This window comes from Pseudomonas sp. NFPP12, assembly GCF_900103205.1.
Lineage (GTDB): Bacteria > Pseudomonadota > Gammaproteobacteria > Pseudomonadales > Pseudomonadaceae > Aquipseudomonas > Aquipseudomonas protegens.
The window spans coordinates 458,718-470,477 of record NZ_FMWW01000005.1; the positions used below are offsets into that span (position 1 = coordinate 458,718).

The 11,760-nt window shown below is 62.4% G+C and carries 12 protein-coding genes; 4 read left to right on the forward strand and 8 right to left on the reverse strand.

Going from position 1 to position 11,760, the window contains the following annotated elements; all coding sequences use genetic code 11:
* Positions 1-62 precede the first annotated feature (62 nt).
* Together rep and BLS75_RS23275 are read left to right on the forward strand one after the other, a co-directional pair.
* Positions 63-2,072 (forward strand): DNA helicase Rep, encoded by a 2,010-nt coding sequence (gene rep, locus BLS75_RS23270; protein WP_011064202.1) that lies wholly within the window; start codon positions 63-65, stop codon positions 2,070-2,072.
* A 56-nt stretch (positions 2,073-2,128) separates the two neighbouring features.
* Positions 2,129-2,701, forward strand: a complete 573-nt coding sequence (locus tag BLS75_RS23275; protein WP_011064203.1) for a xanthine phosphoribosyltransferase — start codon at positions 2,129-2,131, stop codon at positions 2,699-2,701.
* A 104-nt stretch (positions 2,702-2,805) separates the two neighbouring features.
* Here BLS75_RS23275 and BLS75_RS23280 read toward each other — a convergent pair whose 3' ends face one another.
* From BLS75_RS23280 to dadA, 6 genes are all read right to left on the reverse strand, one after another.
* Entirely contained in the window at positions 2,806-4,737 is a 1,932-nt protein-coding gene (locus tag BLS75_RS23280; RefSeq protein WP_072451859.1) for an acetyl-CoA hydrolase/transferase C-terminal domain-containing protein, read from the reverse strand.
* A 136-nt stretch (positions 4,738-4,873) separates the two neighbouring features.
* Positions 4,874-5,290, reverse strand: a complete 417-nt coding sequence (locus BLS75_RS23285; RefSeq protein ID WP_011064205.1) for a c-type cytochrome — start codon at positions 5,288-5,290, stop codon at positions 4,874-4,876.
* A 182-nt stretch (positions 5,291-5,472) separates the two neighbouring features.
* Entirely contained in the window at positions 5,473-6,021 is a 549-nt protein-coding gene (locus BLS75_RS23290; protein WP_015637462.1) for a cupin domain-containing protein, read from the reverse strand.
* Positions 6,022-6,152: 131 nt separating this feature from the next.
* Complete coding sequence (alr, locus tag BLS75_RS23295; RefSeq protein ID WP_019093097.1) at positions 6,153-7,226, reverse strand: alanine racemase; 1,074 nt, start codon at positions 7,224-7,226, stop codon at positions 6,153-6,155.
* Positions 7,227-7,317: 91 nt separating this feature from the next.
* Positions 7,318-7,671: a RidA family protein gene (locus BLS75_RS23300; protein ID WP_011064208.1), complete on the reverse strand. Its 354-nt coding sequence runs from the start codon at positions 7,669-7,671 to the stop codon at positions 7,318-7,320.
* A complete protein-coding gene (dadA, locus tag BLS75_RS23305; protein ID WP_011064209.1) occupies positions 7,643-8,944 on the reverse strand; it encodes a D-amino acid dehydrogenase in 1,302 nt (433 codons plus the stop codon). Before dadA ends, BLS75_RS23300 begins: the two co-directional genes overlap by 29 nt.
* Before the next feature lie 156 nt (positions 8,945-9,100).
* Here dadA and BLS75_RS23310 point away from each other — a divergent pair, with 156 nt between their 5' ends.
* On the forward strand, positions 9,101-9,589 hold the full coding sequence (locus BLS75_RS23310; protein WP_011064210.1) for an Lrp/AsnC ligand binding domain-containing protein: 489 nt from the start codon (positions 9,101-9,103) through the stop codon (positions 9,587-9,589).
* A 44-nt stretch (positions 9,590-9,633) separates the two neighbouring features.
* Here BLS75_RS23310 and BLS75_RS23315 read toward each other — a convergent pair whose 3' ends face one another.
* Positions 9,634-9,987, reverse strand: coding sequence for a YkgJ family cysteine cluster protein (locus BLS75_RS23315; RefSeq protein WP_072451860.1), 354 nt, complete (start codon positions 9,985-9,987; stop codon positions 9,634-9,636).
* Between the two features lie 148 nt (positions 9,988-10,135).
* Between BLS75_RS23315 and BLS75_RS23320 the strand changes: the two genes are divergently transcribed.
* Positions 10,136-11,428 carry an NAD(P)/FAD-dependent oxidoreductase gene (locus tag BLS75_RS23320; protein WP_072451861.1) on the forward strand — a complete coding sequence of 431 codons (1,293 nt, stop codon included), beginning with the start codon at positions 10,136-10,138 and terminating at the stop codon, positions 11,426-11,428.
* A gap of 27 nt (positions 11,429-11,455) precedes the next feature.
* Here the strand turns inward: BLS75_RS23320 and BLS75_RS23325 are convergent, their stop codons facing one another.
* A complete protein-coding gene (locus BLS75_RS23325; RefSeq protein WP_011064213.1) occupies positions 11,456-11,701 on the reverse strand; it encodes a DUF1127 domain-containing protein in 246 nt (81 codons plus the stop codon).
* Between the last annotated feature and the right edge of the window lie 59 nt (positions 11,702-11,760).

The window sequence follows — 11,760 nt, forward strand, 5'->3', positions numbered from 1 at the left end:
GCAGAATCCGTCCAGCCTGTTAAAATGCCCGCCCTTTTCGTAACCGATCCCTTTTTACCGTCATGTCCCGACTCAATCCCCGGCAGCAAGAAGCCGTGAACTATGTCGGCGGCCCTCTTTTGGTGCTCGCCGGCGCAGGCTCCGGCAAGACCAGCGTGATCACCCGCAAGATCGCGCACCTGATCCAGAATTGCGGCATCCGCGCCCAGTACATTGTCGCCATGACCTTTACCAACAAGGCCGCGCGGGAAATGAAAGAGCGGGTCGGCACCCTGCTGCGCAGTGGCGAAGGCCGTGGCCTGACGGTCTCGACCTTCCACAACCTGGGCCTGAACATCATCCGCAAGGAGCATGTGCGGCTGGGCTACAAGCCGGGCTTCTCGATCTTTGACGAGACTGACGTCAAGGCCCTGATGACCGACATCATGCAGAAGGAGTATTCCGGGGACGACGGCGTCGACGAGATCAAGAACATGATCGGCTCGTGGAAGAACGACCTGATCCTGCCCGCCGAGGCCCTGGAAAACGCCCGCAACCCCAAGGAACAGACCGCCGCCATCGTCTACACCCACTACCAGCGCACGCTCAAGGCGTTCAACGCAGTGGACTTCGACGACCTGATCCTGCTGCCGGTGAAGCTGTTCGAAGAGCACGCCGACATCCTGGAGAAATGGCAGAACAAGGTGCGCTACCTGCTGGTGGACGAATACCAGGACACCAACGCCAGCCAGTACCTGCTGGTGAAGATGCTGATCGGCAAGCGCAACCAGTTCACCGTGGTGGGCGACGATGACCAGTCGATCTACGCCTGGCGCGGCGCACGCCCGGAAAACCTGATGCTGCTCAAGGACGACTACCCGTCCCTGAAAGTGGTGATGCTGGAGCAGAACTACCGCTCCACCAGCCGTATCCTGCGCTGCGCCAACGTGCTGATCTCCAACAACCCCCACGAATTCGAAAAGCAGCTGTGGAGCGAGATGGGCCACGGCGACGAGATCCGCGTGATCCGCTGCCGCAACGAAGATGCCGAGGCCGAACGGGTGGCCATGGAAATCCTCAGCCTGCACCTGCGCACCGACCGCCCCTACAGCGACTTCGCCATTCTTTACCGGGGCAACTACCAGGCCAAGCTGATCGAACTGAAGCTGCAGCACCACCAGGTGCCCTATCGCCTATCCGGCGGTAACAGCTTCTTCGGACGCCAGGAAGTAAAGGATCTGATGGCCTACTTCCGCCTGATCGTGAACCCGGATGACGACAACGCCTTCCTCCGGGTGATCAACGTGCCGCGCCGGGAAATCGGTTCCACGACCCTGGAAAAACTCGGCAACTATGCCACCGAACGCAAGATCTCGATGTACGCCGCCACCGACGAAATCGGCCTGGGCGAACATCTGGACAGCCGTTTCACCGACCGCCTGGCGCGCTTCAAGCGCTTCATGGACCGGGTCCGCGAACAGTGCGCCGGCGAAGACCCGATTTCCGCCCTGCGCAGCATGGTCATGGACATCGACTACGAGAACTGGCTGCGCACCAACAGCTCCAGCGACAAGGCGGCGGACTACCGGATGGGCAACGTCTGGTTCCTGATCGAGGCCTTGAAGAACACCCTGGAAAAAGACGAAGACGGCGAGATGACCGTCGAAGACGCCATCGGCAAGCTGGTCCTGCGCGACATGCTGGAACGTCAGCAGGAAGAGGAAGACGGCGCCGAGGGCGTGCAGATGATGACCTTGCATGCCTCCAAGGGTCTGGAATTTCCCTACGTGTTCATCATGGGCATGGAAGAGGAAATCCTCCCGCACCGCTCCAGTATCGAAGCCGATACCATCGAGGAAGAACGACGCCTGGCCTATGTGGGCATTACCCGCGCGCGTCAGACCCTGGCCTTTACCTTTGCGGCCAAGCGCAAGCAGTACGGTGAAATCATCGACTGCGCGCCAAGCCGCTTCCTCGATGAGCTGCCCCCGGACGATCTGGCCTGGGAAGGCAACGACGACACCCCGACCGAAGTGAAGGCCGTTCGCGGCAATAGCGCCTTGGCGGATATACGCGCGATGTTAAAGCGTTAAAATCGACTATTTTTTAACAGACCTTTGGCCCAGACGTGGCCAGTAGAGGAAGCTCCGTGGAAGCACTGCACAAGAAAATTCGCGAAGAAGGCATCGTGCTTTCCGATCAAGTACTGAAGGTCGACGCCTTTCTGAACCATCAGATCGACCCGCAGTTGATGAAGTTGATCGGCGACGAATTCGCCACGCTGTTCAAGGATTCGGGCATCACCAAGATCGTCACCATCGAAGCCTCAGGGATAGCCCCGGCGATCATGACCGGTCTGAACCTGGGCGTGCCGGTGATCTTCGCCCGCAAGCACCAGTCCCTGACCCTGACCGAGAACCTGCTGTCGGCCACCGTGTACTCCTTCACCAAGCAGGTGGAAAGCACCGTCGCCATTTCCCCGCGGCACCTGACCAGCAGCGACCGCGTGCTGATCATCGACGACTTCCTGGCCAACGGTAAGGCGTCCCAGGCCCTGATCTCGATCATCAAGCAGGCCGGCGCTACCGTGGCCGGCCTGGGCATCGTCATCGAGAAGTCGTTCCAGGGCGGCCGTGCCGAACTGGACTCCCAGGGCTACCGCGTGGAATCCCTGGCCCGGGTCAAATCCCTGGCCGGCGGCGTGGTCACCTTCATCGAGTAACCTCGCCCGCCAGAGCAATAGACTTGTGTAGGAACTGGCTTGCCAGCGAAGACGCCCTTATAGCAGCGCAAGACTTCAAGGCCCATTCGCCGGCAAGCCGTCTCCTACGACAAGGTGGGTGCCGTGGCCTGCAGACCCGCCAGCAGGAACCGCTGGTACAGGTCTTCACGCAGGCCTTCGGGTTTCTCCAGCCCCATGCGTTCCAAGTGCTCGGCAAACGCCGCGGGCTCCGGTGCGTCGAGTGCCGCCTTGCCCAGCTCGAGGATCTCACTGAGCTTGAACTTGCTCTTGAGCCAGTTCAGCGCCCGCAGCAGATCGCGCTCCTGGGCGCTGAAATCACTGCCCAGCGGATACTCCGGGAACAAGTGGCGATGACGCGCCTGAATGTTCTGCAAACGCTGTGGGCTGTTGTCGGCAAAACGCGGCTCCAGACGAAAGTCCTTCGCCAGCTTGCCGGCTTTCTGTGCCTGCTCGATCAATCCGGCCTGGAAGCGTGAATCGCTGATATTGAGCAACGCCTCGATCACCTTGGCGTCCGTCTTGCCCCGCAGATCGGCGATGCCGTACTCGGTGATCACGATGTCCCGCAGGTGACGGGGGATGGTGCAGTGGCCGTATTCCCAGACAATGTTGGAACTCACCTCCCCCGCCGACTCGCGCCAGCTGCGCAGGATCAGCACCGAGCGGGCATCCGCCAGGGCATGGCCCTGGGCGACGAAGTTGTATTGCCCGCCCACCCCGCTCAGCACGCGCCCGCCCTGCAACTGGTCGGACACCGCCGCCCCCATCAGGGTCATGGTGAAGGCGCTGTTGATAAAGCGCGCATCCCGGCGTTGCAGACGCTTGAGCTCCTCATGGCCATACAGCTCGTTGATGTAGCTGATGGCGGTCATGTTGAACTGCGCCAGCCTGCTCTTGGGCAGCTCCCGCAGGCGCTGATAGAAGCTGCGCGGGCCAAGGAAGAAACCGCCATGGATCGAGACCCCGCCGACAGCCGAATCCGGATCCAGGGTGCCGGCATTGGCTTGCTCTTGCAGCGCCACGGTCGGGTACACCTTGCGCCGCACGATGCCCGCGTCGGCCAGGGCCAGCAGGCCGTTGACGAACATTTCGCTGCAGCCGTAGAGCCCTTGGGCAAAGGGCTCGACACCCCCTTCGCGATCGATCAGCGGCTGCCAGTAATCCACCTGCAGGTCTGCCAGCAGTGCGCGGTAGCCCTCGTTGTCCGCCTGCCGTGCGAGCAAGGCCGCGGTCAGCGCATCGCCCATGGAGCCAATGCCGATCTGCAGGGTGCCGCCGTCGCGCACCAAGGTGCTGGCGTGCAGGCCTATGCAATGGTCCTGGATACCCACGGGCATGTTCGGCGTGGAGAACAACGTACTGCGCTCCTCCTCGTCGATCAGCAGGTCGAGGTCCGCGGCATCGATTTCCGAGTCACCCGGCATATAGGGCAGGTCGCTGTGGACCTGGCCGAGGATCAAGATGGTTTCCCCCTGCGCCCGGCGCTTGGCAATCATCGGCAACATGTCGAGGGTGATGTCCGGGTTGCAGCTCAGGCTCAGGCGTCCCGCGTCTTGCGGGTCCCTGGCCAGCAGTTGCGCCACCAGGTTCAGACCGGCTGCGTTGATGTCCCGGGCGGCATGGCTGTAGTTGCTGCTGACGTAGTCCTGCTGCGCCGGGGCACTGTGCAGGAGGCTGCCGGGCTGCATGAAGAACTGCTCGACGCGAATGTTCGCCGGCAGGCTGTCGCGATGCAGGTCAGCGAGAAAATCCAGCTCCGGGTAGTCACCGAATACCCGTTCGACGAAGGGTTCGAGGAAGCGCTTCTGCAAACCGTCGCCCAGGGCCGGCCGGCCCAGGCTCAAAGCGGTGTAGATGGTCAGCTGGCGTTCCGGCATCCCGGCGATGCGCCGGTACAGGGCATTGGCGAAACGGTTGGGTTTGCCCAGCCCCAGAGGCATGCCCATGTGAATGTGTTGCGGCAAACGCGCGAGCACTTCATCCACCGCATGCTCGATAGAACAGGATTGCAGCATCTGACCCTCCGGGGACCGTCCATGAATTGAGGTTGGACCGAGCTTGCCGGGAGTTTGCTGCATTGACCAGTACACAGGGCAAATTACGCCCACAAAAAAGCCGCTCGTAAGCGGCTTTTTCGCTGAAGATGGCGGCTTATTTCAGACCGGACATCTTCTGGATTGCACCTTTGAGCTCGTCATCGGAGCAATCGGCGCAAGTGCCTTTAGGCGGCATTGCGTTGATCCCGGTGATGGCCTTGGCCAGGATGCCGTCGAGGCCGCCCTGGTGATCGGCGCGCTCTTTCCAGGCTGCGGTGTCACCGATTTTCGGTGCGCCCAACAGGCCGGTGCCGTGGCAAGCGTTGCAGTGCTTGGCGATCACGTCATCCGGGGATTTCGCGCCACCGCCACCGCCCGCAGAGGCGGCCACTTCCATACCCTTGCATTCCTGCCCCTGGACGCAGACCTGGCCGACAGGCTCAAGACGCTTGGCAATATCATCATTAGTCGCAGCTTGAGCGCTGACTGCCCAAAGGGCCAATACGGTTGCTGGTGCGGCCAGCATTTTCATAATTAGGTTCACGCGTACACCCTCAATGGTGGCTAGTCACGCCTGCGGCCACGGTTTCGCAGGCGGGCGAAAGTATAACGGTTAGCCCGCCACACTGAAACAACCCCAAAGTCGAAGGGGTCTTATTCGCGGCAAAATGTCGCTGGGGGCCTCTCTGCAAGCCTTGCAGGACGCCTCTTGATCTAGAAGTTCGCCGGAGTGGCTGCGCTGATTAGCCGCGCCGGAACATCGAACGGATTACGGAAACGGTGCGGCTTCGTACTCTCAAAGTAGTAGCTGTCGCCGGCTTCGAGGACAAATGTTTCAAGCCCTACCACCAGTTCCAGACGCCCCTCGAGGAGAATCCCGGTTTCCTCGCCGTCGTGGGTGAGCATCTCTTCACCGGTATCGGCACCCGGCGGGTAGATCTCGTTGAGGAAGGCAATGGCGCGGCTCGGATGAGCCCGGCCCACCAGCTTCATGGTCACCGCACCATCGGAGATGTCGATCAGTTCGTGGGCCTTGTAGACGATCTGAGAAGGCGTTTCCTGGAGAATTTCCTCGGAAAAGAACTCCACCATGGACATGGGAATGCCGCCCAGCACCTTGCGCAGCGAGCTGATCGAGGGGCTGACGCTGTTCTTTTCGATCATTGAAATGGTGCTATTGGTGACGCCCGCACGCTTGGCGAGTTCACGCTGGGAAAGACCTTTCAGTTTACGGATGGATTGCAGTCGTTCACCGACGTCCAATGCGGCAGCCTCCTAGGCGGGAATCAGGCGTTGTTGTAATTGAGCGTTATCATGGCGACAGCGTTCAGTATTTACAACACTTGCTCCCGATTCCCTCCGGGAAGGCGACTTTCGGTACAGCCCACGGAATCTCAGCCTTCGCAGTACACCAACGGTACCCGGCGCAGGTTGCAGAACAGCTGATAAGGGATGGTATCGGCGGCCTGCGCAACATCGCTGGCGAGGATGTTCTTGCCCCACAACTCCACGGTCGAACCAAGACCGGCCTGGGGCACGTCCGTCAGGTCGACACACAGCATGTCCATGGACACCCGGCCCAGCAGGCGGCTGCGCTGGCCGGCCACCAGTACCGGCGTACCAGTAGGCGCATGGCGCGGATAACCGTCGGCATACCCCATGGCAACCACGCCGATGCGCATTGGCCTGTCGGTGATGAACCTGGCGCCGTAGCCCACCGGCTCGCCGGCCGGCAGTTCACGCACGCAGATCACCTTGGACTCCAGGGTCATTACCGGCTGCAAGCGCGCGGCCACCGAGTTGTTTTCTTCGAACGGCGTCGAACCGTAGAGCATGATGCCCGGGCGCACCCAATCACTGGGTACGCTGGGCCAGCCCATGACCGCCGGCGAATTGCGCAGGCTGATTTCCGCTCCGAGGCCCTGGCGAGCCGCTTCGAATACCGCCACCTGCTCGCTACTACGCGGGCAGTCCAGTTCATCGGCGCGGGCAAAGTGGCTCATCAGCACGATCTTCTCGACCTTGCCGCTGGCCTGCAGGCGCTGATACGCCGCCTGGTAATCCTTGGGATGCAGGCCGACCCGGTGCATGCCCGAATCCAGCTTGAGCCAGACCGTCAGTGGCTTGGCCACGGCCGCCTGCTCGATGGCTTCGAGTTGCCACAGCGAATGCACCACGCACCAGAAATCATGCTCGACGATCAGCGCCAGCTCGGATGCTTCGAAAAAACCTTCCAGCAGCAGCACCGGCGCACGAATGCCCGCGGCGCGCAGCTCCAGGGCTTCTTCGATGCAGGCCACGGCGAAACCGTCGGCCTCGCCTTCCAGTGCCTGGGCGCAGCGCACCGCGCCATGGCCGTAGGCATCGGCCTTGATCACCGCGAGAGCACGAACTCCCGAGATTTCACGGGCCAGTTGGTAGTTGTGACGCAGGGCTTGGAGATCGATCAGGGCACGGGCAGGGCGCATGGCGGCAGACTTCTAGGCGGTCATGGGGAATAAAAAACCGGTGCTGGATAACGGCGAGCCGCCACCGGCACCGGGAGAGGGATCTTGTCGCTTAAGGCAGAGCGGCCACTACGGACAGCTCGACCAGGATTTCCGGTTCGCACAGCTTGGCTTCGACCGTGGCCCGGGCCGGCGCCACGCCTTTTGGCAGCCACTGGTCCCAGACACTGTTCATGCCAGCGAAGTGGGCATCGATGTCCTTCAGGTAGATGGTCACCGACAGCAGCTTGCTCTTGTCGGTACCGGCCAGGTCCAGCAGGCGTTCGATGTTGGCCAGGGTCTCGCGGGTCTGCTGTTCGATCCCGGCCTGCATGTCATCGCCGACTTGCCCGGACAGATACACCGTACCGCCGTGGACAACAATCTGGCTCATGCGCTCATTGGTGAGCTGGCGCTGGATTGACATGTTTAGCTGACTCCTGAGGGTTACCGTAACGGGAAATATCGAGGCCTTCGGCGCTGATCTGCGGCTTTTTCTTGGCCATCAGGTCCGCCAGCAGGCGACCGGAACCGCAAGCCATGGTCCAGCCGAGCGTACCGTGGCCAGTGTTCAAGAACAGGTTGCGGAACGGTGTGGCGCCCACAATCGGCGTGCCATCCGGGGTGGTAGGACGCAGCCCCGTCCAGAAACTGGCCTGGGACAGGTCGCCGCCCTGAGGATAGAGATCGTTGACGATCATCTCCAGCGTTTCACGCCGGCGCGGATTGAGCGAGAGGTCAAAACCGGCTATCTCCGCCATGCCGCCGACCCGGATCCGGTTGTCGAAACGGGTGATCGCGACCTTGTAGGTTTCGTCGAGGATGGTGGAAGTCGGGGCCATGGCCGGGTTGGTGATCGGCACGGTCAGGGAGTAACCCTTGAGCGGGTACACCGGCGCCTTGATGCCCAGCGGCTTGAGCAATTGCGGCGAGTAGCTGCCCAGGGCCAGCACGTAGCGGTCGGCGGTTTCCAGCTTGCCGTCGATCCACACGCCGTTGATCCGGTCACCGGCAAAGTCGATGCGCTGGATGTCCTGGCCGAAGCGGAACTCCACACCCAGCTTGCTGGCCATTTCCGCCAGGCGCGTGGTGAAGATCTGGCAGTCGCCAGTCTGGTCGTTGGGCAGGCGCAGGGCACCGGCGAGGATGTCAGTGACGTTGGCCAGGGCCGGCTCGACCCGGGCGATGCCTTCGCGGTCCAGCAGTTCGAACGGCACGCCGGATTCCTTGAGCACGGCGATGTCTTTCGCCGCACCGTCCAGCTGCGCCTGGGTGCGGAACAGCTGGGTAGTGCCCAGGCTGCGGCCTTCGTAGGCAATGCCGGTTTCCGCTCGCAACTCGTCGAGGCAGTCACGGCTGTATTCGGACAGGCGCACCATGCGTTCCTTGTTCACCGCATAGCGGCTGGCGGTGCAGTTGCGCAGCATCTGTGCCATCCACAGGTACTGGTCGATGTCGGCCGTGGCCTTGATCGCCAGTGGCGCGTGGCGCTGCAGCAGCCATTTGATGGCTTTGAGCGGTACACCCGGAGCGGCCCAGGGCGACGCATAGCCAGGCGAGACCTGGCCGGCGTTGGCGAAGCTGGTTTCCATGGCGGCGGCCGGCTGACGGTCCACTACGGTCACTTCAAATCCGGCTCGAGCCAGATAATAGGCACTGGTGGTTCCGATAACGCCACTGCCCAAGACCAGAACGCGCATTTTCATATCCTCATCGCGGCTTGACCGCTGACGTTTGTTATTCAGAGCAAAGATGGGCGCAGTGTAAGAAACATTGAGCAGTGATTTTCACTATATAACCGCCTATATTTGGCGAGAATTCTCGGCGATATTGCTTTTCACGGAGGGGCATCCCCTATGCGCACCAACCATCAGACCCGTCGGGCCCTGGACAAGATCGATCGCAATATCTTGCGGATACTCCAGGCCGACGGACGCATTTCCTTCACCGAGCTGGGGGAGCGAGTGGGCCTCTCCACCACCCCCTGCACCGAGCGCGTGCGCCGCCTGGAGCGCGAAGGGATCATCATGGGCTACAACGCGCGGCTCAATCCGCAGCACCTCAAGGGCAGCCTGCTGGTGTTCGTCGAGATCAGCCTGGACTACAAGTCCGGCGATACCTTCGAGGAGTTTCGCCGGGCGGTGCTGAAGCTGCCCCACGTGCTGGAGTGCCACCTGGTGTCCGGCGACTTCGACTATCTGGTCAAGGCGCGGATCTCGGAAATGGCGTCCTACCGCAAGTTGCTGGGGGACATCCTGCTCAAGCTGCCCCACGTGCGCGAGTCCAAGAGCTACATCGTCATGGAAGAGGTGAAGGAGAGCCTGAGCCTGCCGATTCCGGATTGAAGCGAGAGGGTGCAGCCTTCGCCGGCAAGCCGGGGTGCTCGGGGCTAGACCAGGACCTGGCGAGTGCTGGCCATGTAGTCGTGGATCTGTTTTTCGACCCGGGGGTGGATCATATCCACCGGGCGCCGGCCGTTGGGGCAAGGCAGGCTCGGCGTGGTGCCGAACAGGCGGCAGATCAGCGGACGCTCGTCATACACGGTGCAACCGTTGGGTCCCAGGTGCACGCAGTTGAGCTCGTCCATGGCAGCTTCCTGCTCGGCAGCGGTCTTGCGCGGCAGGCGGGACATTTCCTCCGGCGAGGTGGTCACCGGGCCGCAGCAGTCGTGGCAGCCGGGAACGCACTCGAAAGAGGGAATCTGCTGACGCAGGCTGCGGACGATTTGACGGTTACAGCTCATGAAAAAGACTACCGGGGCATGAATAGCCGTGAATTCTGCCCTAAATGCCTGGCGGCAGACAGGACCGGGCGTCCTGCGGTTGCCCCGGCGCAAAGGCCCGACTTATGCTCCGCGCATTTTTACCGACACCATCATCAGGACGCATCCCATGCCCGCCAGCCTTCAGCACGCCGCTTCCTACTATGCCGCCAGCAGCCTGCCGCAACCTGACTACCCAGCGTTGGCGGGCGATCTGACAGCCGATGTGTGCGTGGTCGGGGGCGGTTTTTCCGGGCTCAACACCGCGCTGGAACTGGCCGAGCGTGGCCTCAGCGTGATCCTGCTGGAGGCACACAAGATCGGCTGGGGCGCCAGCGGGCGCAATGGCGGGCAGTTGATTCGCGGCGTCGGCCACGGCCTCGACCAGTTCACCAAGGTGATAGGCGAGGACGGAGTGCGGCAGATGAAGCTCATGGGGCTGGAGGCGGTGGAGATCGTCCGCCAACGCATCGAGCGTTTCCAGATCCCTTGCGACCTGACCTGGGGCTACTGCGACCTGGCCAACAAGCCGGCCGACCTTGAAGGCTTCGCCGAAGACGCCGAGGAACTGCGCAGCCTGGGCTATCGCCACCAGACCCGGCTGCTGCAGGCCGATGAAATGCACAGCGTGGTGGGTTCCAAGCGCTATGTTGGCGGCTTGATCGACATGGGTTCGGGCCACCTGCACCCGCTGAACCTGGCCCTGGGCGAAGCCCGGGCGGCGCAGCAACTGGGGGTGCAACTGTTCGAGCACTCTGCGGTGACCCGCATCGACTACAGCCCCGAGGTCAAGGTCCACAGCAGTCGCGGCACCGTCCGGGCCAAGACCCTGGTGCTGGGCTGCAACGCCTACCTCAACGATCTCAATCCGGAATTGGGGGGCAAGGTGCTTCCGGCCGGCAGCTACATCATCGCCACGGAACCCTTGAGCCCGGCCCTGGCCCAGGAACTGCTGCCGCAGAACATGGCGGTCTGCGACCAGCGCGTGGCCCTGGACTACTACCGCCTTTCGGCTGACCGGCGCCTGCTGTTCGGGGGTGCCTGTCATTATTCGGGGCGTGACCCCAAGGACATCGCCGCCTACATGCGGCCGAAGATGCTGGAAGTGTTCCCGCAACTGGCCGCAGTGAAGATCGACTACCAGTGGGGCGGCATGATCGGCATCGGCGCCAACCGCCTGCCGCAGATCGGCCGGCTCAAGGACCAGCCCAATGTGTATTACGCCCAGGCCTATTCGGGCCACGGCCTGAATGCCACGCACCTGGCGGGCAAGCTGCTGGGCGAGGCCATCAGCGGCCAGCACGGCGGCGGTTTCGACCTGTTCGCCAAGGTGCCGCACATCACCTTCCCGGGCGGCAAGCATCTGCGCTCGCCGCTGCTGGCCCTGGGCATGCTCTGGCACCGCTTGAAGGAACTGCTCTGACCCTCCCCGTGGCTGCGCGGCGTCGGCCTACAGCCGCCAGAACGGCTTGAGACCTTCGGCCCGCGCCTCTTCCCGACTCAGGCCGACATCGCGCAACTGCTCGGCAGTCAGCTCCAGCAACGCCTTGCGCGTGCGCAGCCGATGCCAGTACAGACCCAGCGGGCTCAGCCCGGGCGGTGCAGAACGTGGCAGGCGTGCCGCCAGTGCCTGCTCCTGCTCTGCCTGCAGCTCCTGACTCCGTAACGACAGACGCACATCGCTCAAGCCGTTCATCTGTATTGCTCCTGTTTGCTCAAAGTTGCCATGAGCCAATAGGATGCTTGGTGCGCAAA

Excerpts from the sequence above, each read along its gene's own strand:
- rep (WP_011064202.1), top strand. The coding sequence starts at position 63 with ATGTCCCGACTCAATCCCCGGCAGCAAGAAGCCGTGAACTATGTCGGC.
- BLS75_RS23280 (WP_072451859.1), bottom strand. The coding sequence starts at position 4,737 with ATGCTGCAATCCTGTTCTATCGAGCATGCGGTGGATGAAGTGCTCGCG.
- BLS75_RS23285 (WP_011064205.1), bottom strand. The coding sequence starts at position 5,290 with ATGAAAATGCTGGCCGCACCAGCAACCGTATTGGCCCTTTGGGCAGTC.
- alr (WP_019093097.1), bottom strand. The coding sequence starts at position 7,226 with ATGCGCCCTGCCCGTGCCCTGATCGATCTCCAAGCCCTGCGTCACAAC.
- BLS75_RS23300 (WP_011064208.1), bottom strand. The coding sequence starts at position 7,671 with ATGTCAATCCAGCGCCAGCTCACCAATGAGCGCATGAGCCAGATTGTT.
- dadA (WP_011064209.1), bottom strand. The coding sequence starts at position 8,944 with ATGCGCGTTCTGGTCTTGGGCAGTGGCGTTATCGGAACCACCAGTGCC.
- BLS75_RS23310 (WP_011064210.1), top strand. The coding sequence starts at position 9,101 with ATGCGCACCAACCATCAGACCCGTCGGGCCCTGGACAAGATCGATCGC.
- BLS75_RS23315 (WP_072451860.1), bottom strand. The coding sequence starts at position 9,987 with ATGAGCTGTAACCGTCAAATCGTCCGCAGCCTGCGTCAGCAGATTCCC.
- BLS75_RS23320 (WP_072451861.1), top strand. The coding sequence starts at position 10,136 with ATGCCCGCCAGCCTTCAGCACGCCGCTTCCTACTATGCCGCCAGCAGC.
- BLS75_RS23325 (WP_011064213.1), bottom strand. The coding sequence starts at position 11,701 with ATGAACGGCTTGAGCGATGTGCGTCTGTCGTTACGGAGTCAGGAGCTG.